At 42.0% G+C, this 25,321-nt stretch carries 24 protein-coding genes; 10 read left to right on the forward strand and 14 right to left on the reverse strand.

The features are described 5' to 3' along the window. Window positions 1-24: 24 nt before the first annotated feature. The 7 genes from N475_RS07490 to N475_RS07520 form a co-directional block, all read right to left on the reverse strand. Window positions 25-930, reverse strand: coding sequence for a hydrogen peroxide-inducible genes activator (locus N475_RS07490; protein WP_063358734.1), 906 nt, complete (start codon window positions 928-930; stop codon window positions 25-27). Between the two features lie 74 nt (window positions 931-1,004). Next, entirely contained in the window at window positions 1,005-2,273 is a 1,269-nt protein-coding gene (locus N475_RS07495) for an inorganic phosphate transporter (protein WP_063358703.1), read from the reverse strand. A 180-nt stretch (window positions 2,274-2,453) separates the two neighbouring features. Beyond that, window positions 2,454-3,131 (reverse strand): TIGR00153 family protein, encoded by a 678-nt coding sequence (locus tag N475_RS07500; protein WP_063358702.1) that lies wholly within the window; start codon window positions 3,129-3,131, stop codon window positions 2,454-2,456. 131 nt (window positions 3,132-3,262) lie between these two features. Beyond that, complete coding sequence (gene phoU / locus N475_RS07505) at window positions 3,263-3,964, reverse strand: phosphate signaling complex protein PhoU (protein WP_063358701.1); 702 nt, start codon at window positions 3,962-3,964, stop codon at window positions 3,263-3,265. A gap of 70 nt (window positions 3,965-4,034) precedes the next feature. After that, window positions 4,035-4,862, reverse strand: coding sequence for a phosphate ABC transporter ATP-binding protein PstB (gene pstB / locus N475_RS07510; protein ID WP_063358700.1), 828 nt, complete (start codon window positions 4,860-4,862; stop codon window positions 4,035-4,037). A 29-nt stretch (window positions 4,863-4,891) separates the two neighbouring features. Further along, the gene (gene pstA, locus N475_RS07515; RefSeq protein WP_063358699.1) at window positions 4,892-6,541 is read right to left on the reverse strand and encodes a phosphate ABC transporter permease PstA; all 1,650 of its coding nucleotides are present in this window, start codon (window positions 6,539-6,541) and stop codon (window positions 4,892-4,894) included. Window positions 6,542-6,555: 14 nt separating this feature from the next. After that, window positions 6,556-8,790, reverse strand: coding sequence for an ABC transporter permease subunit (locus N475_RS07520; RefSeq protein WP_063358698.1), 2,235 nt, complete (start codon window positions 8,788-8,790; stop codon window positions 6,556-6,558). A 270-nt stretch (window positions 8,791-9,060) separates the two neighbouring features. Here N475_RS07520 and N475_RS07525 point away from each other — a divergent pair, with 270 nt between their 5' ends. From N475_RS07525 to N475_RS07535, 3 genes are all read left to right on the forward strand, one after another. After that, the gene (locus tag N475_RS07525) at window positions 9,061-9,567 is read left to right on the forward strand and encodes a glycine cleavage system transcriptional repressor (protein ID WP_063358697.1); all 507 of its coding nucleotides are present in this window, start codon (window positions 9,061-9,063) and stop codon (window positions 9,565-9,567) included. 181 nt (window positions 9,568-9,748) lie between these two features. Continuing rightward, a complete protein-coding gene (gene ppk1 / locus N475_RS07530) occupies window positions 9,749-11,836 on the forward strand; it encodes a polyphosphate kinase 1 (RefSeq protein ID WP_063358696.1) in 2,088 nt (695 codons plus the stop codon). A gap of 1 nt (window position 11,837) precedes the next feature. After that, window positions 11,838-13,337 carry a Ppx/GppA phosphatase family protein gene (locus N475_RS07535; protein ID WP_063364979.1) on the forward strand — a complete coding sequence of 500 codons (1,500 nt, stop codon included), beginning with the start codon at window positions 11,838-11,840 and terminating at the stop codon, window positions 13,335-13,337. A 29-nt stretch (window positions 13,338-13,366) separates the two neighbouring features. On the opposite strand, the gene N475_RS07540 is transcribed toward N475_RS07535, so the two are convergent. After that, window positions 13,367-14,644: an EAL and HDOD domain-containing protein gene (locus N475_RS07540; RefSeq protein WP_063358694.1), complete on the reverse strand. Its 1,278-nt coding sequence runs from the start codon at window positions 14,642-14,644 to the stop codon at window positions 13,367-13,369. A gap of 201 nt (window positions 14,645-14,845) precedes the next feature. Continuing rightward, window positions 14,846-15,682 carry a 23S rRNA (adenine(2030)-N(6))-methyltransferase RlmJ gene (locus N475_RS07545; protein ID WP_063364980.1) on the reverse strand — a complete coding sequence of 279 codons (837 nt, stop codon included), beginning with the start codon at window positions 15,680-15,682 and terminating at the stop codon, window positions 14,846-14,848. Window positions 15,683-15,909: 227 nt separating this feature from the next. Here N475_RS07545 and N475_RS07550 point away from each other — a divergent pair, with 227 nt between their 5' ends. The 7 genes from N475_RS07550 to N475_RS07580 all read left to right on the forward strand — a co-directional run bounded on the left by N475_RS07550 (window position 15,910) and on the right by N475_RS07580 (window position 21,117). After that, window positions 15,910-16,137 (forward strand): DUF904 domain-containing protein, encoded by a 228-nt coding sequence (locus N475_RS07550; protein WP_405127422.1) that lies wholly within the window; start codon window positions 15,910-15,912, stop codon window positions 16,135-16,137. Next, window positions 16,137-16,424, forward strand: coding sequence for a cell division protein ZapA (locus tag N475_RS07555; RefSeq protein WP_063358692.1), 288 nt, complete (start codon window positions 16,137-16,139; stop codon window positions 16,422-16,424). The genes N475_RS07550 and N475_RS07555 overlap by 1 nt, the downstream gene beginning before the upstream one ends. A gap of 1 nt (window position 16,425) precedes the next feature. After that, window positions 16,426-17,409 carry an MBL fold metallo-hydrolase gene (locus N475_RS07560; protein ID WP_063364981.1) on the forward strand — a complete coding sequence of 328 codons (984 nt, stop codon included), beginning with the start codon at window positions 16,426-16,428 and terminating at the stop codon, window positions 17,407-17,409. Window positions 17,410-17,556: 147 nt separating this feature from the next. Then, window positions 17,557-18,990, forward strand: a complete 1,434-nt coding sequence (locus N475_RS07565; RefSeq protein ID WP_081216046.1) for a transglycosylase SLT domain-containing protein — start codon at window positions 17,557-17,559, stop codon at window positions 18,988-18,990. A 55-nt stretch (window positions 18,991-19,045) separates the two neighbouring features. Next, window positions 19,046-19,540, forward strand: a complete 495-nt coding sequence (locus N475_RS07570) for an FKBP-type peptidyl-prolyl cis-trans isomerase (protein ID WP_063358690.1) — start codon at window positions 19,046-19,048, stop codon at window positions 19,538-19,540. A gap of 9 nt (window positions 19,541-19,549) precedes the next feature. Then, window positions 19,550-20,278, forward strand: a complete 729-nt coding sequence (locus tag N475_RS07575; protein WP_063364982.1) for an SDR family NAD(P)-dependent oxidoreductase — start codon at window positions 19,550-19,552, stop codon at window positions 20,276-20,278. Then, a complete protein-coding gene (locus N475_RS07580) occupies window positions 20,278-21,117 on the forward strand; it encodes an amidohydrolase family protein (protein WP_063358688.1) in 840 nt (279 codons plus the stop codon). Before N475_RS07575 ends, N475_RS07580 begins: the two co-directional genes overlap by 1 nt. Here the strand turns inward: N475_RS07580 and N475_RS07585 are convergent. The 5 genes from N475_RS07585 to N475_RS07605 form a co-directional block, all read right to left on the reverse strand. Continuing rightward, entirely contained in the window at window positions 21,114-21,836 is a 723-nt protein-coding gene (locus tag N475_RS07585; protein WP_405127429.1) for a YggN family protein, read from the reverse strand. The two genes, N475_RS07580 and N475_RS07585, sit on opposite strands and share 4 nt — an antisense overlap. A 125-nt stretch (window positions 21,837-21,961) precedes the next feature. Then, window positions 21,962-22,486: an Lcl C-terminal domain-containing protein gene (locus N475_RS07590; RefSeq protein ID WP_081216043.1), complete on the reverse strand. Its 525-nt coding sequence runs from the start codon at window positions 22,484-22,486 to the stop codon at window positions 21,962-21,964. After that, the gene (locus tag N475_RS07595; RefSeq protein WP_063364983.1) at window positions 22,476-24,185 is read right to left on the reverse strand and encodes an Lcl C-terminal domain-containing protein; all 1,710 of its coding nucleotides are present in this window, start codon (window positions 24,183-24,185) and stop codon (window positions 22,476-22,478) included. Before N475_RS07595 ends, N475_RS07590 begins: the two co-directional genes overlap by 11 nt. A gap of 32 nt (window positions 24,186-24,217) precedes the next feature. Continuing rightward, a complete protein-coding gene (locus tag N475_RS07600) occupies window positions 24,218-24,550 on the reverse strand; it encodes a hypothetical protein (protein ID WP_063358685.1) in 333 nt (110 codons plus the stop codon). Window positions 24,551-24,567: 17 nt separating this feature from the next. Next, on the reverse strand, window positions 24,568-25,275 hold the full coding sequence (locus tag N475_RS07605; protein WP_063364984.1) for a DUF2982 domain-containing protein: 708 nt from the start codon (window positions 25,273-25,275) through the stop codon (window positions 24,568-24,570). Window positions 25,276-25,321: the final 46 nt, after the last annotated feature.

Raw genomic sequence — 25,321 nt, forward strand, 5'->3', positions numbered from 1 at the left:
AGTACAAAGATCAAAAAAGCAGTGTCATTGACACTGCTTTTTAATAAAATCACCCACCTGATTACTGAACATCTTAAAGTCGCGTATCCGACCAGTGGTTTTTCGCCACAGTAATCCTATTTCTCGATAAGCTTCTGCTTGCGGCGACAAGGTCACCATCGGTTTACCCTCTAAAATACCAGCATTGAGTGCCATTTGTGGTAAAAATGTCACGCCATTTTGATATTCAACCATACTCAATAAAGTATGTAAGTTAGCAGCCTCAAACGGGTTGATACATTCACTGCGATTAAGATCACAAGCACTCAATGCATGTCCCGTCATACAGTGCTCTCTTTCAAGCAAAAAAACACTGTCTTCTGGCAGTAAGTTGAAATCTTCCAAAATTTCAGGAATTTGGTAGTCCTGATGACGCACCAGTGAAAAATGATCTTTTGCCAGTACCTGTGTATGAAACTTTTCAGTTCTATACGGTAACGCTAACATGCCCATATCAATGTGCCCTTGCTCGAGTTTCTCGAGCAAACGATCACTCGTATCTTCTACGAGAACCAACTTCAAATCAGGAAAAGTCTCTTGGCAAAATTGATACAAAGGTGCGGCAATAAAGCTGGCAATCGTTGGGATCATGCCCAATACCAACTTTCCTGACAATGGGTTTTTATAGCTTTTAGTCAGCTCCACAACACTGATTGAATCATCAATGATTTTTTTTGCTCGCTCAACCACTTCTTCGCCGACGTCAGTGAACATCAAACTCCGATTTTCTCGCTCAATGAGCTGACAACCAAGCGTTTCTTCCAAATTTTGAATTGCACTACTAAGTGTCGACTGGCCGACAAAACAGGCCTCTGCCGCTCGGCCAAAATGCTGTTGCTGGTGCACAGCAATAAGATATTGTAATTGTTTTATACTTGGTAAGTTATTCACTTGCGTACCCATAAATAAAAAGACCCCAGCACCAAAGGCGCTGAGATCTTTTCAAGCTAAAAGTCTGTCTTCTACTAAACGCCGAAAGCGGTTCTTAGAATATAGAATATAACAATAGCAAGGGCTGCACCGACTGGCAATGTAATCACCCAAGAAACCACAATGTTTCTTATCACACCCATGTTAAGGGCAGCAATACCACGTGCCATACCGACACCTAAAACAGCACCAACTAACGTTTGTGTCGTCGAAATAGGCAAACCAGTACCTGATGCAATAACCACTGTAGAAGCTGCTGCAAGCTCTGCTGCAAAACCACGGCTTGGAGTTAAATGCGTGATGCCTTCACCAATTGTTTTTATTACTTTCTTACCTAAAACTGCAAGACCTACAACAATACCAAGGCCACCTAGTGGTAAAATCCACCACGCTAGCGCCGCTTTCTTAGCCATTTCACCATTATTTTCAACAATATTTACTACCGCTGCTAGTGGACCGATAGCATTAGCCACATCGTTTGAGCCGTGTGCAAACGCCATACAACATGCTGTTAGCACCATCAGTACAGCAAACACTTTTTCTACGTTGTTAAACTGCATTTGTTTGTCTGCATTGGGGTCCATTTTCATTCGAGAAATGACAACTTTACCGATAAGGCCGATTAATACTGCAATACCAATCGCCAGTGCATAACCTTCTACTGTACCAAGGTTAATACCGATGTGCTTTAGACCTTTTTTGATAGTTACTAGTGACATTACAAAGCCTGCCAAGCCCATGTAAAATGGTACAAAGCGTTTTGCATTGCTCAAAGGTTTATCCGTGTCAAAGATCAACTTTTGCGCACTCATAAATATCAAATAAGCAATAAAACCAGAAATAGCAGGTGTTACAACCCAGCTACCTACGATACCAGCCACTTTGCCCCATTGAATAGCTTCACTACCTACTGCAACAAGCGCAAAACCAATGATCGCACCGATAATTGAGTGGGTTGTTGATACAGGCCACCCGAGTAAAGAAGCTAATAATAGCCAAGTACCCGCGGCAAATAACGCAGAGATCATACCTAAAATCATCAATTCAGGGATTTCGGCAAACGGTGCGGCGTCAATAATGCCCTTACGTATCGTCGACGTTACTTCACCACCTGCAAGGTATGCACCTGCAAATTCAAAAATCATCGCGATGATAATCGCTTGCTTAATTGTCAGTGCTTTTGAGCCTACTGACGTACCCATTGCATTGGCAACATCATTCGCACCAATACCATAAGCCATAAAGAAACCAACTGCAGCTGCGATGATGACTAGCATCGAGCCATAGGAAGCAATGAATTCCATTGAAAAACCTTTAGTGCTGTTTCAGCACTGTTTTGTACTTGTGTATACGTAATTTACTTCTATTGATTAAACGTCGCACAAATAACTATTAAACAAACACAACACTGTGCTCTCTAGCATTAACTCGCTTGGAGAGTAATCACAGTGTACAACTATTTAACTCGTTTCGCTGATTATGAATCAGCGTGCTAGCATCACCTCAAGGCGGGCACCAACACGTTCAGCGATATCGGCAAGCTCACCTACCCATTCAATGATCTTGTACAAGAACATCACGTCAATAGGGTTGAGATCAGCTTCTACCTGACGAAGTTCTTGGCGAATTTTAATTTGCATGTCATCTGTATCTTGCTCAATCGCATCAAGCTCAACTAACATTTTTTCGACCAAGGCAACTTCACGACCTCTGAACCCTGTTTCCAGTAGCTCATCTAGTTCGTTAATCGCTTTAGAGGCTTGTTTCGTTGCATCTACACAGCGTGATAGATAAGCAACAAAGTCTTTTTGAATAGATTCGGGGATGACCATTTCACGGCCAACAACTCGTCCTGCGATGTCTTTGGCTTTATTGGCAATTTTATCTTGATGGGTAATAAGTTCCAGTAAATCAGTCCGTTCAACTGGCATGAATAAACCGCGAGGAAGTTGTAAGCGTACTTCTCGTTTCAACGCATCCGCTTCACGTTCTAGGTTACGAATATTAACGCGAAGTGCATCCGCTTCAGTCCACTCCCCTTTGAAGACATGTTCAAAGAACGGGATCAAGCTTTCACTGGCTTGATGCACTATCTTAATGTGCTCTTCAATCGGCTTTATAGGAGATTTTGCAAACACTCCTAAAAACGCATTACTAGGCATAACTGACCCTTAAATCATATTAATATGCATGTGCAGAGGCCAAGTTTACAGCATTAACCGAATTTGTGAACGATTTTTATCATGAACTAGGGATTAATCGTTCACTTCGATACAATTAATCCCCAATAAAACTAAAGCGATTTTTCGATATCTTCTTGAGAGGTATGACGAATATCTTTACCGTTCACGAAGTAAATAACGTATTCCGCAATATTTTGGCAACGGTCGCCAATTCTTTCCAATGAGCGTACAGACCAAACCAGATCCATAATTTTTGGAATAGAACGCGGATCTTCCATCATATAAGTCATAATTTGGCGAGTTAGCGCCTCATATTCTCTATCTACTTTTGCATCTTCTTTGTGAACTTCAAAAGCACGTTGAGCATCCATTCGTGCAAATGAATCAAGTACGTCATGTAACATTTTAGATACCAGTCTGCCCATGTTCTCTACATTCACAAGTAAGTGCTGCTGATCTTTAGTGAATGAATCCAAAGCAACTTTTGCAATGCGCTCCGCTTCATCGCCAATACGCTCTAAATCCGCAATGGTTTTAGCAATTGCAACAACCAGCCTTAAATCACTTGCTGCTGGCTGTCTTTTAGCAATGATGCGTGTACACTCTTCATCAATGTTTACTTCCATTGCATTTACTTTGTAATCGTTTTCACTCACTTTACGCGCTTTGTCCGCATCGCTCGAGCTCACAGCGTCAAGTGCCAGGTTTAGTTGCTGCTCAACTAACCCACCCATGCTCAAAACATGGTTTCTTACGTTTTCCAGCTCTTCATTAAAGCGGCCAGAAATATGCTTATTAATATTGTGTTCCATCTAAAACCTACCTTCTTATACCAACCCAAAACGAAACTGCCCTTTTAAAGGACAGTAAGACCGTGCTCATTTAGCCATATCGACCAGTGATGTAATCTTCAGTCTTTTTCTTCGTTGGTGTTGTGAATAATGTGTTTGTATCCGAATACTCGATTAGCTCACCCATATACATAAATGCTGTTTGATCAGATACACGTGCAGCCTGTTGCATGTTATGTGTAACAATAACAACAGTATACTTGTCTTTTAGGTCATTGATCAGCTCTTCGATTACCAAGGTCGATATTGGATCTAGTGCTGATGTTGGTTCATCAAGTAACAATACTTCTGGTTCGATGGCTATCGAACGTGCGATAACCAATCGTTGTTGCTGACCACCCGACAAGCCAAAAGCACTGTCATGTAAGCGGTCTTTTACTTCATCCCAAAGTGCCGCACCACGTAGTGAACGCTCAACCACTTCATCTAGCTTACGCTTGTCTTTAATACCTTGAAGACGCAGGCCATAAACAACATTTTCGTAAATAGATTTAGGAAAAGGGTTTGGTCTTTGGAATACCATGCCAACATTACGGCGTAACGCTGCAACATCAACACTCTTATCATAGATATTCTGCCCTTGAAGGTTAATTTCACCTTCAATTCGGCAACTGTCTACCAAGTCGTTCATACGGTTGATACAACGTAATAACGTCGATTTACCACAACCAGATGGCCCGATGAAAGCGGTGACTTGGCCTTTTGGAATTAACATATTGATTTTACTCAGAGCTTGCTTATCACCATAGTAAAGGTCAAGGTCTTTGATCTCTAAAGCTGTTTGCTCTGGGCTCAAGTTTGCAAGATCCAATTTGTTATTAGCATCTGCGTTATTTACTTGTGGCGCTACTGTAATCATAAAGGGATACCTATTTAAAATCTGTACTATTAGTGCTCTAGAGCTCTGAATTTTTCACGTAAGTGGTTACGAATACCAATTGCTGTAATGTTAAGTGCAATGATCACCGTAACAAGTAAGAATGCCGTCGCGTAAACCAATGGACGCGCAGCTTCTACATTAGGACTTTGGAAACCAACATCATAGATATGGAAACCTAAGTGCATAAACTTACGATCTAAATGAATATAAGGGAAGTTACCATCTAACGGTAGTGTCGGTGCCATCTTAACAACGCCCACCAGCATAAGTGGTGCAACTTCACCGGCAGCACGGGCAACCGCTAGGATTAATCCAGTCATAATCGCCGGGCTCGCCATTGGAACAATGATGCGCCATAGCGTTTCAGCTTTTGTAGCCCCTAAAGCTAAAGAGCCGTGGCGAACTGAACTTGGGATACGTGATAGTCCTTCTTCGGTAGAAACAATAACAACTGGCAACGTCAAAATCGCCAATGTCAATGCTGACCAAATAACACCTGGCGTACCAAATACAGGGCTTGGCGCTGCTTCAGGATAGAATAGTTGGTCAATTGAGCCACCTAACATATAAACAAAGAAGCCTAGGCCAAATACACCGTAAACAATCGACGGGACACCCGCCAAGTTAATTACCGCGATACGGATCATTTTAGTCACCGCATTCTTGGCTGCGTACTCATGTAAGTAAATCGCTGCAATAACACCGAATGGCGTAACAATGACGGCCATTAGCATAACCATAAAGACAGTACCGAAAATGGCTGGGAACACCCCGCCCTCAGTATTGGCTTCACGAGGGTCGTCGCTGATAAATTTGCCCGTTTGCGAGAAATAGTGGCCAACTTTAGAGAAGAAACCCATATTGTTTGGGAACCACACATCCAATACTTGGTAAAGTGGTAATGTCACTTCTTCACCACGCATGTCTCTGACAACAACATAGTCACGCTTGGCGTCAGCACGTAATTCGAATAAACGCTTTTCAAATACTTTATAGTCTTCTCTTAGCTGCGCTCTTTGCGCCTCTAGATCCGCTTTAACCTCATCAGTTAACTCGTCATCTAACTGGTAACCGCGTTCTTTAAGACGAAGCCTTTCTAACTCATAGTTAATGTGACCAATGTCACCATTTTGTAGATCAAGGGCCTCTTCATTAAGTTCAACAGCGCGTTCAACGAGCGCTTCTAAGCGCTCAACAGGCTGCTGTGAAACGACTTTGCCATCTTCAATTACACGTACAACATAACCGTAAAAGTTACCATTTTTACTGCGCTCGAATACGGCCATATCTTCTGGCACTTTTTGACTTTGAATATCCGTTGTCAAGATCCAACGGAAATCCAGTTCTACGTATTCACGGTTACCTGTCTTAACCAATAAACGCTCAACGTATTCGTCTTGATAATTTGATAAATCATAGCCTGCCGCTTCTAAACGCGCTTTAGGTACCATTTCTCGGTCATAGATTTCACCTATTACCGTTTGTTTTGCAACAGAGCCCTCTAATTCGAACTCTACGACCTCAGTTGGCCAGAAAAAGCTAAGCCCTTTCCAAGCAATCATTGCTAATAAACCAATTACTGAGATTAAACTGATGCTTACTGCACCACCTGTCATCCAGATCCAAGGAGATCCTGACTTAAACCATTGTCTTACCATGTCATTTCACTCCGTTACATTGAGCTGTACTTTTCACGCAGTTGCTGACGCACAAACTCAGCCACCGTGTTAAAGATAAATGTAAAAATAAACAGTACAAATGCAGCTAAGAACAGGATGCGGTAGTGAGAGCTACCTACTTCTGATTCTGGCATTTCAACCGCAATGTTTGCAGCTAACGTACGCATACCTTGGAAAATACTCCAATCCATAATTGGTGTGTTACCTGTCGCCATTAATACAATCATGGTTTCACCCACAGCACGCCCTAATCCCATCATTACAGCAGAGAAAATACCCGGACTTGCCGTAAGAAGTACAACTCGAACAAGTGTTTGCCACTGAGTAGCTCCCAGTGCCAAAGAACCATTTGATAAATGTTTTGGTACACTGAATACTGCGTCTTCAGCAATTGAGAAGATTGTTGGAATAACTGCAAAGCCCATCGCAATACCCACAACTAAAGAGTTACGTTGGTCAAATGTCAATCCAAGTTCGTTCGTTAGGTACTGGCGCACGTTGCCACCAAACATCCACGCTTCAATACTGTCGCTAATAGCAAATGACAACCAGCCAATAATTAATACAACCGGAATAAGCAATACCGAGTGCCAACCGTCTGGCAGTAAGTGACGAATTTGCTTAGGCAGTTTGGTCCAGCCAAATGCAGTACCAATAATCGCGATAGGCAGTAGTACTAGCAGAGCAACAATGGCTGGTAAATGTTCCTCGATAAGCGGTGCAAGCCAAAGACCAGCTAAGAAACCCAAAATAACCGTTGGTAGAGCTTCCATAATTTCAACGGTAGGCTTGACTACTCTGCGTAATTCCGGCGACATAAAATAGGCAGTATAGATTGCAGCTGACAGAGCAATGGGAACCGCAAATAACATTGCGTACATCGCAGCTTTAATCGTACCGAATGAAATTGGCACTAGAGAAAACTTAGATTCAAAGTCATCACTTGCAGAAGTTGACTGCCAAGTATAAGCAGGTTCAGGGTAGCCTTCATACCATACTTCCTGCCAAAGTGCAGACCATGTTACTTCAGGGTGCTCATTATGTAGCTCCACAATATTCAACGTGTTACCAGATAAAAGCAGTGCAGCATTGGCACGTGGAGACACAGCAAACTTTTCAATTGCGCCGTCTACTACTTTGCCCTGCCACAGATGCGCTTCACTTGTTGTGTAGTAAAGGCCTAATTCACCAGTGTCAGTTGTTGTGAAGAAAGTTCGGCGATAAAACTCGCTAAAGATATCAACTTGCGTACCTTTTACGCTTTCGAAAGAACGAATCTTGGCAAACTGTCGACCTTCATCCGTATTCACTTCAAACCACTGTGATACTTCACCATTATCATTACTCAACATCAACGAGTTAGCACCAGCAAGTAAATTCATATTCACTAAGTTGGCATTCTCTTCATTCGCTGCGAGTAGTTGGATTTGCTTAACTTCATCTGCAAAGCGAGTATCAAATACATAAATTTGATTTGCAGAACGAACAAATACTCTTGTTGTATCAGGCGAGATCAACATATCGTCAACACGACCTTCTATTGGCAAAACACTGCGCTCTACTGTCCACTCCATTTCACCGCTGAACATATTTTCTTCTGCGCTAAAAGATGCGAAAAGTACACGCTTATCCGCCATTTGAGCCACCACTGCCGTTTTATCTTCGTAGTGGCTGAACGCAAACTGCTTAATTGCCTGACCTTGGTCATCAACCAACAACTGTTCACCATCAAGCGGATAGCTCAACCTTGGCTGCATAACACGTTGGTTGCCAGGGAATGAAATCAAAAAGCTTGGCTTGACCAATTGCACTTGACCATTGTCCAAACCATAAGCGTAAATACCTAAAAATGGTGCACTTTGAGAGAAGCTTGTCACTTGACCGTCTAAATCAACAGCCAATGTATTTAGCTTATCGCCAGAGTTTTGACCCTTGATTTGATAAAAATCGACTTGGCCTTTGTCATCAAGTAAGTATGCGATCTCGGTCTGCTCTTCCATACCCAAACCAAAATAAGTTTTATCATTTTGCAGGGTAATATCAGTGCGTTTTGTTACGCTGGCAGATTCGAAAATTGGCTGCACGACGTAAAGTAAGTAGAAGAAGATCAATAGCAAAGCAACCAAAACCATTACCCCGCCTGAGGTAATTCCGAATTGGGCAAAGCGGTCTTTAAAGAGACGGCTTCTATCCGTTTTGAAGGACGGTTTTTGCGGATTGGAAGTCATCAAAACACCTTTTTATTATCAAGTTGTGGCGCATTATATTTCATCAAGATGACAGTTATGTTACATGACCCATGATGAAATTGTTGCTTTTTTTAACTTTAATCATTAACACCAAAAGGTTTTTTTAATGTATCTAGTTTTCATTTGCATTTGTTTACAAAGCAACTGTCATCTTATTGGAAAATTCGCCCATGTTTACTAGGCTTAACAGGCGATAATTCGCTTTTCCACCACCGCCGTAAAGGCATTTAATAATAAGAGACATGTGATATGAAGCAGTTAGTATTAACACTTATAGGTAAGGACCGGCCTGGTCTCGTAGAACAGATATCTGCCACTATTTTGCAACAGCATGGTAATTGGGCAACCAGTAACCTAAGTCATTTAGCAGGTCAATTTGCAGGTATCGTACTCGTCGAAGTCGCTGAAGAGCATTTACAGTCATTACAGGATGCACTTCACGAAATACCAGAGCTTGAAGTCCGAATAGAACACGGTGAACAAGACCACAATGAAGTTAAGATAGAAAAGCTTAATCTAGTTATTACGGGTAATGATCGCCCAGGTATAATTCAAGAGCTATCAAGCGTTATTCGCCACAAAGGCGCAAATATAACGCATCTGAATTCAAGACAGCAAAGCGCACCGAATTGGGGCGTGCCTATATTTAGTGCTTTTGCTACGGTTAGTTTGCCTCCGGGCACACACAAAGAAAACGTAGTTGATGCATTAGAAGCAATTACCAGCGATTTGATTGTGGATATTGAACCAGACTGACATTGATATCAAACAAAGCTACTTTTTAAATTTAAGATACACTCATATGGCAGAGGAATGGAACCACTGCCATATTTTCCTTTCCTCTTTTAGCATATTCCAACACCTTGTACCCATTGTCATATAAGTGTCATGTTGCAGACATACTCTAGATTAAGCAACTGTTAAGACGGAATGAAAAATGCACGCATTATCTAGTGATCCAAAAGCAATCAGCTTTTTTGCAAAAGAGCTTAGCTGGCTCTCATTTAACGAGCGCGTCTTACAAGAGGCAAAAGACAAGAATAACCCGATCATTGAACGTATTCGATTTTTGGGCATTTTCTCAAATAACCTAGATGAGTTTTTTCGTGTTCGCGTCGCCGATGTGAAACGCCGGATTTTATTGAGCAACTTACCTGACGCCAATTTTGAAGAAAATGAAATTTTGCTCAATCAAATTCAAAAGAAAGTACTATCGCTTGGTAAGAAATTTAATCACATCCATAAACAGATTTTTAGTGATCTAAATGCTCATAATATTCATGTAAAGCAACCTGATGAGTTATCAGAGTTTCACCAACAATGGCTTAGAGATTATTTTAACGATCAGGTTTTACAACACTTGTCGCCCATCTTACTGACGGAAAATAAAGACTACTCCGATCTTATCAATGACACTATGACATACCTCTTCGTCGAGATGAGCAGTGAAAATGATAAGCACCATCATGCATTACTGGAGTTGCCAACAGATAGATTAGAACGATTTGTGATTTTGCCACCAGAGAGAACTCGGCGACAAAAAACGCTTATGCTATTAGATGATGTGGTCAAGTTTTATCTACGTGATGTGTTCAGTAATTTCTTATCTTTTGAGCATATTGAGGGCTATGAGATAAAGCTCACTCGTGACGCAGAGTACAACCTAGATGACGAGCTTGAAGAGGGTTTACTGGATAAAATGTCAAAAGGTCTTAAGCAACGCTTATACGCCGAGCCAGTGAGACTCACGTACGACGAAGCAATGCCAGAAAGTATCATGAAAGTAATGAAAAAACGCTTAGGGGTGACACAACAAGACGCCTTGATCCCAGGTGGTAGCTACAGAAACTTTCGAGACTTCATCGCATTTCCCAATGTTGGCAGAGGCTATCTAGAGAATAAACCACTCCCACCACTAAAAAGCTCGGCATTTGACCAACACGACAGCGTATTTAAAGCCATTTCAGAGCAAGATATCCTGCTTTATTATCCCTATCATACGTTTAATCATATGTTGGAATATGTACGTCAGGCAGCTTTTGACCCTAAGGTCACTCAGATTAAAATCAATATTTACCGTGTTGCCAGCCGCTCACAATTAATTGCATCACTCATTAATGCCGCAAAAAATGGCAAAAAAGTCACTGTAATGGTTGAACTTAAAGCCCGCTTTGATGAGCAAAACAACATAGAATGGGCCAAAATGCTCAGTGAGTATGGCATTAAAGTCATGGTTGGCTTACCAGCACTGAAAGTTCACAGCAAACTATGCGTTATTCACCGCAAAGAAAAAGGCAAAATCGTCAAGTATGCCCATGTGGGAACAGGTAACTTCCACGAAAAAACAGCGCGTATTTATACCGACTTTAGTTTGTTCACTAAGCACCCTGAAATTTGTAACGAATGCGATGATGTTTTTAAGTTTATTGAAACCAGCTACAGGCCTTTCAATTTTGAACACTTAATGATTTCACCACTCAATGCCCGCGAAAAAATCTACGCTTTGATAGATCAAGAAGTTGCCAATTCAAAAGCGGGTAAGACTGCCAGGATCACCGTTAAAGTAAATAACCTTGTAGACAAAGAGCTGATTGATAAACTCTACAATGCAGCCCGCTGTGGCGTAAAAATTCGCATGATCATTCGAGGCATGTGTGCTTTAGTCCCTGGCCTGCCACGATTCAGTGAAAACATCCGTGTTATCAGTATTGTAGATAGGTTTTTAGAACACCCGAGAGTCATGGTGTTTGAAAACGCAGGCGATCCACAAGTGTATATTTCATCCGCTGATTGGATGACACGAAACTTAGATCACCGTGTTGAAGTCGGCGTGCCTATTTATGAAGATGCCTTAAAACAGTTGATCATTGACACATTGGAACTACAATTTCGAGATCGTGTAAAAGCGCGACTTATTGATAGTGAACAGAAAAATAACTACGTGAACCGGGGCAATAAGAAAAAGATCCGCTCACAGATCGCAATTTATGATCACATTAAAAAATGGGAAAGTAGTAGGACTTAAAATGACAAAATACCCTTCTTTTGCTGCCGTAGATTTAGGCTCAAACAGTTTTCATTTAGTGGTAGCAAGGGAGGTCGACGGCAGGTTACAGTTGCTACACAAAGAAAAGCATCGAGTATATCTTGCAGCGGGTTTAGATAAAGACTTTATTTTAGATGCAGATGCCATTGAGCGCGCGCTCCATGCGCTTAAGCAATTTGCAGCAACATTAGCAGGGTTTGATAAAAAACATGTTGAAGTTGCTGCCACTTACACTTTGCGTAACTGTAAGAATTTACGCCACTTCCTGAAACAAGCTAAATTGGTATTTCCTTATAAGATTAATGTTATTTCAGGGCAAGAAGAAGCACGATTAATCTATCAAGGTGTAGCAAATTATGTCCATGATGATAACAATCGTTTGGTCATAGATATTGGTGGTGGCAGTACCGAGATCATTATTGGAAAACATCATTCACATAAACACCTCACGAGCCGCAATGTGGGTTGCGTAACGATGAGCAAGCTGTTCTTTAATGATGCGAAACTTACTGAAAAGCGCTTTAAAAAAGCCATTATACATGCAGAACAAAATATAGAACCTATCACCGCGAATTATCAGAAGGTGGGCTGGCAATCTAGCCTCGGAACCTCGGGAACCATCAAAACGCTCAGTGCCATCAATGATGAACTATTTGAAACTCGAGTCTTAACTTTAGATTCTTTAAGAGACATTCAGGCACATTTTGTTTCGGCAGGAGAGCTGGACAATGTGCACATAAAGGCGCTGCCAGAAGAGCGTAAAACCAGTATTGCAGGCGGTCTTGCAATATTAATTGCAGCGTTTAACCAACTTGGGTTGGAACAACTCGAGTATTGTGACTATTCGCTTCGCGAAGGCTTGCTGCACGAGCTTGCGCAAAATGATGAGTTTGATATTCGCACTCGCACCATCGACTCCTTTGCAGAGCAGTATACGGTAGATGCACAACACGCAAAGCATATTTGTCAAACCTTGACACAATTTTACAAGGTCGCCGAACCTATTTGGCATTTAGAAGAAGGCGATCTTGCTATCTTAAAGTGGGCTGCCTACCTTCATGAAGTGGGTATTGCGATTAACTCATCGGGGATCCACAAGCACAGTGCATACATAGTCATGAACAGTCAATTGCCTGGCTTTACCCAAGATCAGCAACTGCAGCTCGGCGCACTTATTCGCTTTCATCGTAAAAAGATAAAAGCACATGACCTCAATGAATTGGTAGACATAGAGTCTCAACCTCGATTCGCGCGAATTTTAACTTTACTACGCCTAGCTATTTTATTTCATCAGAAGCGCCAGAAAACACAAGTGCCCAAGCATGAAATGTTAATTTCCAAAAATAACGTCACATTAAAATTTGAAAACACATGGCTGGAGGAACACACTTTACTGGCAGCCGATTTAGAACAAGAGCAACATTACTGGAAGTCACTAGATATTGATTTGTCTATAAGCAGTCTAACGGGTCTGGCTTAAGAAACAAGCATTGATGAATAGACGAGTCTTTACTCGTCTATCTCAGTTGCGACTGCAAACATTTCATCACCATAGGCACGACTTTGAATGATCAATTCAAATAGCACCTGAACCTCAGTTGCTGGGCGAATGGCATTCAGGATTAATTCTGCCTCAGTTAAATTATTACGTTCGACTTCTATTGCAAGACGCAGCGCTCCGCCAATGAGCCCCTTATAGTTTAACAGTGCACTGCTTAAATTCGGGTCTAGGGAGAATTCGTCTACAATGACGGAAAGCTCTACATCAAGAATGGCATCCAACACAGACATAAGCCCGATTAAGTAACCTTGCTCAGCCATCTCATCGCCGCCAGGTTTTAAAAATAACTCCAAAAACTTCGCTCGGTTCAAACCCAGCTTAGTCAATTCGGTCGGCTTGTCTGCCCCTAACTCGCTTAACGCCAAGACTTTTACAAACTGCCGGATCGCATCTTCACCTAGGTATATTACCGCTTGAGAAATGGAGCGAATTTCAATGCGATCTTCGCCCGCTTTAGCGTTAGCTAGTTTCAATACACGTGCAGTGAGACTTAAGTCTTTCGCAACACGAGCCTGAACCTCTTTAAAGCACAGTGACTTTTTCGCTGTACAACGCAGTAAATCAAAAACAGCCAATTTAGAAGGCTCAACATTGCCATGGTTGAGCATTTCAGGTTTAGCAAAGAAAAACCCTTGGAAATAGTCCGCGCCAGCGCTACGAATAAAATTAAATTGTTCTAGGGTTTCTATGCGTTCAACCACAACTTTGAGACGCGGGTACTGCCTCTTTAACTTTTTAACCATCATGGTGGTTTTAATTATCGGTAGTTGAACTTCGATTTTGACAAAATCAACAACCTCTAGCAGCGGCTCCCATCGCGCATCACCATCATAATCATCCAACGCAAAGCGATACCCCACTTTACTTAATTTACATACAGTCTTGGTCAAGCTCTCAATATCTTTTGAACGCTCTACTATTTCTACAACCAACCCTTGAGGACTGAGCAATTTTGGAAGCTCTTGAATGAGTGTTTCGTCTGAAAAATTAACAAAAGCAAGTGAACCCGCAGCAAGTCTGTCTAAGCCAATAAACAAAAGAGAATTAAAGAACAAACGACCTGTCGCCAACCCATCACTCACTCCACTGGGAAAGACGTTGTTGTGTGAATCTCTGTACAATAGTTCGTAAGCATGCACTTGCTGCTCGCCATTTAAAATGGCTTGTCGGGCAATATACTGTACGGCATTGTTTTTTACCTTGGCAGTTTCGCTACTCATTAACATCCTTCACTCTGTGCACGCTTTAGAGGCATCCATAACTTCAGCATATGAGAAGTTGCTCTGCGGGGCAAATAAAATACTTCGAGAAAATAAACTCATTTGAATTAATTGCCTAAATCTCCAAAACCACACATCAGCATGCATCCTAAAAAATCATCAGGTATTCTTATTTGGAAGCAGCTACTTTTACGCTGCTTCATCAGATTACTCTGCCACTAGCTCTTCACATCGATAAAAACCATCTGCTTGCGAAAGTTCACTAACTAGCTCAGGTAAAACTTGTTCCATGGTTTGTTTTAACACGTACGGTGGGTTGATCACTATCATCCCAGAAGCTGTCATACCACGCTCTTCTGTATCCGCAGAGGTTGCCAGCTCAAATAGCTGAATATTTCTAATACCTGAGTCCACCAGCGCTTGTTCCATTTGGTCTATACGCTCCCTATCGACGACAGGATACCAAATCATATAGGTGCCAGAAGTAAAACTTTTGTGCGCTTTTACGATGGTTTTTACCGCTTTTTGATAGTCGGTTTTTATTTCATACGGTGGATCCATTAACACCACAGCTCTTCTTGATAGAGGCGGTACTAAGCCAATTAGACCTTTGAACCCATCTTCACCTTTGACACGCAGCGAGCGCTTGTGTTCAGTATTCTTTTGTAACATCGGCAAGTCTTGCGGATGAAGCTCAAAAAACCACCCTTTATCTTGCTTTCGTAAATATTGCTCGGCCACTTTGGGAGAGCCAGGATAAAAAGCCAGTTTATCTTGGTTAAAAACACGTACCATATCCACATAGCGCAGAATCGCTTCATTACTACCGCCATAGTCCATTAACTTACCAATACCATCGGCAAATTCTTGTGTTTTTTGTGCATCGCTGGAAGCGAGTTCAAATAAGCCAGCACCTGAATGCGTATCAATATAGTCAAACGGTTTATCCTTACGAGTCATGTAAGATAACACCTCCGCCAAAACTAGGTGCTTAATAACGTCTGCCGGATTACCGGCATGGAAAGAGTGTCTATAACTGAGCATAAGGCGCCTTATATGCTGAACATAATTGCTTTTTGAAAATTAGTCTCAATTCACTATGTGCGAAATATGACCGCTTTAATGAATGACAAATGAACAAAATACGAAGTTATCGGAATTATCTCTCAAAACGGCGCAAAAATCAGTATAAAGCTACGTAATTACTGGTAATAGAACCCACTTTGCTTTACATTTGCATGACAAATCACAGTGATAAGAGCGCATTTATAATGAACGATATTCTTCCACAACTCGAACAACTGATAGATCAACTCATTGGTAAAAATGAGCAACTTGAGCAGCAAATTACGACGTTAAAAGAGCAAAATACTAAGTTAGTTGATGAAAATGAAACTCTGCAACTTGAATTGCTGGAGCGAGAAGAAAAACAAAAAGAGACTAGCACCACGCTGAGCAGCTTACTAGATAAATTACAGAGCGCCCATCAGGCTAACTAATGACGAATAAAGTAAGTCAGGTGGCAGTTACCTTACTGGGTAAAAGTCACCAGTTTTCATGTTCTGAAGGACAAGAGCAAGCGCTTGTTAATGCAGTTGATTTACTCAACGAACGCGTCGATGAAATGAAGCGCAGGGATACGGTCCGCACTGATCAAAATGCGTTGCTAATGGCCGCGCTGCATTTATGCCATGAATATCAAGCACTACAGCAAGATCAGCAATCGGCAAAACAACATAGCCAACAGCTGGTAGAGCGACTTAGTACACATTTGGAGGATAAGTAAGATGCCACATGTGATACCTAGCCTCTTACTTATCGCTTTAACTTTATTTCCTTTCTCGACATTCGCCAACAACTGGCACATCTTAGATAAAAACACCATATTACTAGAACCACACAAAGAGGCGCAGTATCTAATTCCAAATCAAGCGCTGATCCAAGGGGAGAAATGTGCAGCCCTAATTGATAGCCATGGCGATTTCGTCGCTTTGGAGCTTCTCATAGCGCAAATTAGGGGAAAATTATCAGTTCCTCTGTGTTACTTGGTGGCTACGAACTTAGATATAAAACAACTTAGTGGTATGAGTTTATTGAAAAGCGCTTTTCCAAATGCGCAATTGTTGATTCCAAATAACCCCACCACTACCTCCGCCTCGATTAAAAGTGCCATAGATCTAGAATTGGAAGAAAAGCTATTTGGCTTCGAACAAAGTTTAGAGCTGAGCAAGCAACGAATTGCACAAGCCTCTGCTGAGCAGCAGCTTCATTGGCATGCCAAACTACAACAAGCAGAGCAACGTTTAACTCGTTGGCGTGCAATTGCACCCATTGAGTTTCAACCACTCTCAAGTAACAAGCAATTAGAGTTAGGCAATTACATACTTAACCTTGAAATTAGAAATGGCTATAAAGGGGCTGTTTTACATGTCTATAGCCCGAAAAACAAGGCGCTTTATGGTGGCCATAGCTTAGACTTGCTGCCTTACATAGCGCAGCCAAACACCATAGGTTGGCAACAAAGCTTGGCGCAATTGTCACAACGCAAAGATATAAAATGGGTTTTACCTGGATATGGTAAACCATACAAAGCAGGACAGCTTTCATTACCTGCAACTTTTTTGGCTTTGATAAACACCCTACCTTCGCTCCAAGCATTAGAGCAACTTGCCAGTAGATACCAACTACAAAAAGTATCTCGAGAACGCTTTGACGCTTATTACCAACAAGCAACGAAACAAAAAATTCCCAACAAGGTTTTGAACAAATAACCACCAAAAGGTATAGTGGAAACTATGAACTATGCCGCTAATTCTTTGATGAAAATAAATGCTGCCCAATGCGTCTGCTTATTAATCAAAAACCACGCTTTGACAGCCTTTATCTGTTTCTCACTAACGGTTGTATTGGCTGGGTGTATGCAAACACAAACCCATACTGCAACCAAACAAGAAGTGCTTAATGCGCTTTTAGTTGAAGTGCCTGCTCCTAATGCCCCTAAGCCTTTGCTGCCATCCATTCAGGAGAAAAAGCCAGAAGCGCTTAAGCCTTATATTGAGCAAGATTTATGGCAACACATTGCGTTTAATTTACGCTTTGAGATTTCACCTCACCCAAGGCTGAAAAAGCGTATCGATTGGTATTTGGCTCAACCAGACTACTTGCTCAAAGTCAACGAGCGTGCAGCCCCTTATCTTTACCACATCGTTAAAAAGGTAGAACAACAAAAATTGCCACTGGAGCTTGCTCTACTGCCCTTTGTCGAAAGCGACTTTCGACCTCATGCGGTCTCAAAACAGCAAGCTGTAGGGGCTTGGCAATTGGTCGACGCAACAGCTTATCACTTTGGCCTGCAAAGCAACGATTGGTATGACGGCAGAAAAGATGTTTTGGCTGCAACCGATGCAGCTTTAGCGTACTTAAAATATCTTCATAAAACGTTTAATGGAAATTGGCTGCATGCTATTGCTGCCTACAATTCAGGTGAAGGGCGAGTCAAAAGTGCCATTAAAAAGAATCGTAAGCAACGAAAAAGCACCCACTATTGGTATTTGAAGTTGCCAAAAGAAACATCTGACTACGTACCTAAGTTATTAGCACTGAGTTATTTGCTGCAGCACCCTGACACCGGATTTAAAAGACCCAATCTCATCAATCAGGCAAGCACAACGATTTTAGATGTGGGTCAAGAGTTTAGCTTTGGCATTCTCGCGAGTCTCCTTGAGATCAACAAGCAACGGCTCCATGAGCTAAACCCAGGCTATTTAAGACACCAAAGTCCAACCAATGGACCACACAAAGTGCTCGTGCCACTCACTGAAAAAGCACTGATGAAAAGCGCTTTTTATCGCGACCAATTTAGCCTGAATTATACTGTCGTACAAAATGATACCCTCTATGGTATTGCAAGGCGTTTCTCAACGTCAGTTGAAAAAATAAAGCAATTAAATGACAAAAAAAGTAACCTAATTAGAGTCGGCGAGCGCTTACTTATAAACCAGCCAAATATCGATCGCTCATTAACAGTGGATTATAAGATCAGTCCTTATTTACAACAGCAGGCCCCAGTCAAACAAGCTACGATTGAACACCATCATACAATCGTCTCAGGAGATTCTCTCTGGGATCTTAGCCAACACTACCAAGTACCACTTAAAGACTTACTGGACTGGAATAACCTACAAGCTGCCAGTATTTTATCACCCGGCAATGTATTGATTTTACACCTTCCCGCAAAACAGGAAGCAAAACCCAAACGGCCAACAAACGCTCCCTCATACTTAGATAAGTTAGAAAATGCAGTGAATGCCTCAGAAGTACCGAGATCTGCGGTCCCCAACTTGCCCCAATGACAAGCTCTGACGTAGAATACAGGTTCACATGATAGAGACATAAATAAGAGCAGATATGCAAATAGCAAAAGACACGGCGGTAGAGTTTCACTACACGCTTAGCGAAGGGACTGAACAGATTGAGTCAAGTACCAATGGTGAGCCACTCAGTTACCTACATGGGCAAGAAGGCATGTTACCGGGCCTTGAACAAGCATTAGAAGGCAAAGCTGCAGGTGACAAATTCTCGGTTACACTGGAGCCTAAAGATAGCTATGGTGAATACCAAGAAGGCTTGGTTCAGCGTATTCCTATCAAGCACTTACAAGGCCTTGGAAATAACAAAGTATGGAAGCCTGGTATGAGTGCAATCGTCGAGTCAAACCAAGGTAGACACCAAGTCACTATCGTAAAAGTAGGCCGCTTTAACGCGGACTGTGACCTTAACCACCCATTTGCAGGTAAAACATTAACCTTTGATGTTGAAGTCATCAGCGTGCGTGAAGCAACTACTGAAGAATTATCTCATGGCCACGTTCACGGTGCTGGTGGCTGTGGCCACAGTCACTAAAGGATCCTTATGCAACCAGTTGCCATCATAACCGGTGGCAGCTTCGGCATTGGTAAAGCCATTGTTGAGAAGCTGCTAAACCAAGATTATCGTGTCTTTAATTTAGACATCAATCCTAGCGACCTTGGTGAATATCACTACTGTGATGTCAGTCATGTTGCGCAAGTAAAAGAAGTTATTCAAAACATCGTATCCGAAACTGGCCGTGTGGATGTGCTTGTTTCTAATGCAGGAAAACATCTGAGTGCTACAATCGAAAACACCGATGAAGCGACGCTAGATGCATTGTTCGCGCTCAATGTGAAAGGTGCATATGCAGCCGTTCAGGCAGTTTTACCAGCCATGAAGCAACAGCAAGATGGTAAGATAGTGTTAATTTCTTCTGATCAGGCACACGTTGGCAAACCAAATTCATTCGCCTATAACCTGACTAAACATGCTCTAGCCTCAATGGCAAAAACTACAGCATTGGATTACGCGGCGCATAATATTCGTGCTAACGCTGTTTGCCCAGGTACCATTGAAACGCCTTTATTTCACAACGCCATTGATAATTACTGTGAAAAAAGTGGTGCGGATAAAGATCTCATTGTCGCAGAAGAAGCTGCTTTGCAACCACTAGGCAGATTGGGCCAACCCAGAGAAGTAGCCGCATTAGTCGCATTTTTAATCAGCGATGACGCTGCTTTTATCACTGGCAGCCTGCAAACAATTGACGGTGGTTATACAGCACGCTAATGAATATTATCGACCCTCACCTACATTTTTTTGATTTACTAAAAGGTCAGTATAGTTGGTTAAAAGAAAACCCACCTAATTGGCCGAATATTGAAAAAATTCGCCAAAACCATCTTCCTGAGCACCTGTTTGATGATCCCGAAATAAAGTTACATGGCTGTATTCACGTAGAGGCAGGGTTCGATAACGAACGCCCTATTCGCGAATTGAACTGGCTCAATGAAGTTTTATCTAACCTCTCTTACAAAGCCGTTGCGTACACGTCTATAGATGCCAGTCACATTGATTTTCGTAGCAAGTTAGATGACCTTTCACACCCAAGTCTAATTGCAATAAGAGATATCACCGAAGGCAGTGACGCCAAACGTCTGCTGGCAGAGAGTGTTATCGATAACATTCAATTGCTCACTCAACGCGGTGTACATTTTGAGGCACAGTTTGAGTTTACCCATCACGACGTGGTAGACAGGTTAGTGCATATTTATCGTGCTTTGCCTAACGCAACTTTGGTGATCAATCATGCTGGCTTTATGGAAGCAGATCAACCTTGGCAATATGCGGTCAAATCATTGGCTGAGCTTGATAATTGTATGATTAAATTTTCAGGTCATGAACTACTCAAAGCCCCTATGTGTTTAAAGGAGCAACTCAGAGTATTGCTGGATGCATTTGGGGAAGATAGAGTGATGCTTGCATCCAACCACCCTGTCTGCCTGATTGAACGTAGCTTTGTGCAACAGTGGCGATATTATTATGATTTAGTTATGCACGTCGCACCAAACGCATGGCAAAAGCTGAGTAAGGGTAATGCTGAACGCGTTTATAAGCTTGAAGGCTAAGAGCGGATCTGTACTAAGTCAAAGGCCGCCAAACTAGGTACGATATCCTGTAGTCGCTTTTCAGTGTTATCTAACGAGTTCAAACACTCACAGTACTCATTCGCCTTTTCTTCAAGCTGATACGCTTTTTGTTGCAATGACTTATCTATTTCTTTTGAGATTATCTCCATTCGTTGCCCCATATCCGAAAAGCGACTCTCAATGTTGCCTTCTCTGGATTTAAAAGCATCTCCAACGGAGACTAATATTGCACCAAGCGAGCCGTGAACAGCGGAATGGATTTTTCCACTAATCTCTTTAGTAAAGAAATCATCAATTTTGGATAGTGATTGAGGGGCTATAAAATAAAAGTCTTCACCACGCTTAAACTTGTCCATGAGCGCTCGTTCGACATACTGAAGCTGAGTTTTTAGCACTTCTGGATTGTTATCAGACATGCCTTCCACGACCTGCTCTATGGCACTCAATCCAAGGTTAACCCCATCTGTTGCTAAGTTAACTAGTTCAGGCACTGTATCTCGAATACCTTTTGCATACTCTTGCAGAACTAAGGTCTCTTGGTCATCGAGCTTGACCCAACGCCCTCTCACCAACAGCTGATTGTCGTTGTTGATCTGAACCCGTGTTTGACCATTGTCGAGAATGCGAATAACTGAGTCAGTAATAATCAAGCCATGTCCTAATTCAACATCACACTTTTCATCTGCAGAAACGTGCATTGATGTAGCAATCAGCAAACTGAATAACAGCGACTTAACTTTTGATATGGACAAACTCATACTACCCCCAAATTCGATACTATGAGGGTAGCAAATTTTAATTTTTAACCAAACTTATTTTTTACTTACTGGCATGCCGTATATCGCATTAAACGAACAAACGCATCTGACGTTTTGCTACTTGAGCTATCATTTAAGCCATCTTGGAATTGATATGTCCATGCCCGGCTGGGGTCTTGGATATTGGTTGTACTACTCCAGTAGTTACCGCTGTGATTGCCCAAGAAAATAGTTTCATTAATAGCAGGATCTTCGCAACTGCGTTCAACAATCGAAGACAACTCCTTCACATTGGGTAGCTGCCAATCTTCAAAGTTGGCTACTCGGCTATTTTTGGCTGCAGAAAGCGCTTCTTGCCAATTTAACTTTTGCTCAGCATTATCACACGTTTCGGTACTGGCATTATACACGAACCCAAATGTGCAACGCTGCCACATAATATCGGTTTTCTTGTCACATACAGTTCCGTCGTTATTCACTACAAAGCGCGACTCTGGCGTTGTATAGGATACTGATGTTTCAATTGCACACTCTTGAGATAGTGCTGACGCACTAAACAATAAACTCAATACCGTTAGTTTAGTTCGCATCTTCATCTCCTCGTACAAGCCTTACATATGCCGTGTTACCTTTCGACTCATGAACGGTGTTGCCAGTTGCCATATCAACCACATAGGCACTCGTAAGATTTGCGTCAATGCCTTCTGTTCCCCCTACATAGGTTTGGATGGTCCAAAAGTGCAGATGATTCAGCAATGAGACATCAGGCATATTAGGGAAAAACTCAGGGTCTAAAACGTGTGCACCTTGTCGCCCAAAATCTACAATGCTCATCAACTCTGAGTAACTTGGAAGCCGCCAAGTCCGTCCGCCACAGTATGGGTCTCCCGCTTGAGAATTCACTGAACTAATTAAATTTTTTATACCACAGTGATCTGAATGAGGACACGGAACAGGATTAGGCATTACCGTATTACTATGGATTAAATCATCCATATCATCCGGGTCTGTCACCGCCCATGTATAATGGTTTTGCGCATTTCGAATAGACGTATTTGGTAAGGTGCCTGCTGTCGCTTCTTTGACTTCCCAGACTAAACCGGTAATGTTATCTCGAACACAACTAAACGTCGTGGCGTCATTACTGAGTTCTTTACCATCCGCATCTAACTTAGTGAAATCAAAAGCTAAGTTGCCCTTACCTTCTTTGGCAATTAATTGCGAAACACTGTCCCTGCCAAGATCAGCATCTTGGCCTGGAAAGTCATCGTTTCCGCAAGTAATTGACTCGCTATTGTTAAAGCAAAGCCCTGCGCCGGTATCATTGAGGTTACTTAGAGGCTTTTTAGAAATAGTAACTTTAACCTCATCTTCCCCCGTGCGATTGGCGGAATCAGTTACTGTCACTTTGAAAGTTGCTGAAATTACATCCGTAATATTGGGAGCCTGAAATGTGGTCTTACACTCTGTTGAGTCTGCTAGGGCAATGGTTGACCCTGCACTGGTCTGCTCCCATTTGCAGTTATATTGACCATCTACAGTGACACTGCTTGTTGCGTCTAAGGTGACATCATCAAACTCCAACACCTGCTGGTCTGTGCCCGCATTTGCCAATACCACTTGGGCATTTTTTGCTAGCGCGACACTGGCGTCCGTTGAAGTGCTTCCACCTTCATCATCAGTGATGGTGAGGCGCCAAATAGCCGTTTGATTTTCAGCTAATAATGGGTGCACAAAGCTCAAAGTTACCGCACTTGTGTCGTCGACTTTGATTGTGCTGGGTCCCGAAATCTGTTGCCACTTATAACCAACAACTTGGCCATTGGCATCAGGATCTGACGAATCCGCCGCGGATAAAACCACAGTATCTAAATACTTCGAAGGCTGAGTATCTGGGCCTGTTTGCGTGATAACCGCAACAGGTAGCTGGTTATTTGAAGTGATATTAACGTTTAAAGTATCACTTACAAGTTCTCCTGAAGGCGTCAAGTAATCGACCTTCAGCACTGCAACGCTATTTGCTTTGACGTCAGGCGCAGTAACAGTTAGCTCTTCACCAGTTTGTGGAAAGCTATCAATTGAAGGCCCTGACACAATTTGCCAATTAAAAGTACCGCCTGATGGAGAGGCTACAGCCTTGAGTGTAAAATCATTTTTCTCTATTACTGTGACGTCTTGTCCAGCATTTATGCTGGCACCTACTACTTCTTGATCTGACGATCCTCCAGATCCGCCACAACCGCTTAGTATGCTACTAACGGCGATTAATACGAGCGACTTTTTTAGCATTACAACTCCTAACTGACCACCTCCATGTCATGTTAGAGGTAGCTATCTTGGTGAATTCGAACAAACAACTTAGTACCAACTTTGCTGTAATCAACTTTATATTCTCTACCATCTAATGATTGTATAAAGAGCAACCTTTTAACTTCGCTGAAAACATCGGCACTTGATATTTGCACCACCTCTAAATAGCGCTCTTTAGCTTCCCGTCGATTTCTTGGCAAATCCTCTTTAAACGGAATTAAACCCGTTGCGGTTACCTTAATCTTGGGGTGAGTTTCCCCATTGACGATCACTAAATCGAGCTTTTTATCTTTATGGATTATGGTATTACGACCACTTTTAATAAAGGCTCTATCGAAGCTCATGTATATATCCTGTTACTTCACTTAGCGGTGGCGACTTGATCATGCAAGTCTTTTACCACCTTTTCTGGATTTGATTTCCAGTGGTTTAAAATGTTAGCAAATTGCCAAATATCCCTGTCCAACACATTCGCTGGCAAAATTAAATCATAGCCAGTCACGGTTTTTAAGTTTTGCATCCTATTTGCAAACATCGCCATTAAACCGCTGTAGTTACGCCCTGCAGGCGACTGATAACTGGTCTCTTCAATAAGCCATTCTGATGGACAATTGCCATTTTCGCAATGTATTTTAACAGCTTGTAAAAAAATATGCCGCTGTTCAATTAGCAGTTTCCCAGCCAAACGGGGGGTTAATTCTGCCAAAAACTCATCAATACTGTTTAGTTTAATACCTACAGCATTTAACTCAAGGTTTTCAACTCCTTGAGTTACAAAAGGAACCCCACTCGAGTGAAAGTTACTGTTTGAGACTCGCATTACACCATATTTGTGAACATAATGAAGGGCCTCTGTACTCAATTCGATACTAAAAAATGGCTGCTGACTTTTTAAAAATCCGAGTAATATCGAACAGATAGCCGCAGCTGCAAATGCCAATTCCAATATGGTTGGAGGTGTTGATCTGAGTGTTACAAACACCATTACAATTGCTAAACATATGGCTCCCGCAAGCATGAATTCAATGCTGTGACGATTTGCCTGTGCACGCAATGACACTTTATGCATAGTAAAACCACCAATAAAATATCAGCATGGCAACTAACCACACTAA

It is taken from the genome of Pseudoalteromonas luteoviolacea DSM 6061, from assembly GCF_001625655.1.
In the GTDB taxonomy this organism is placed as follows: domain Bacteria; phylum Pseudomonadota; class Gammaproteobacteria; order Enterobacterales; family Alteromonadaceae; genus Pseudoalteromonas; species Pseudoalteromonas luteoviolacea.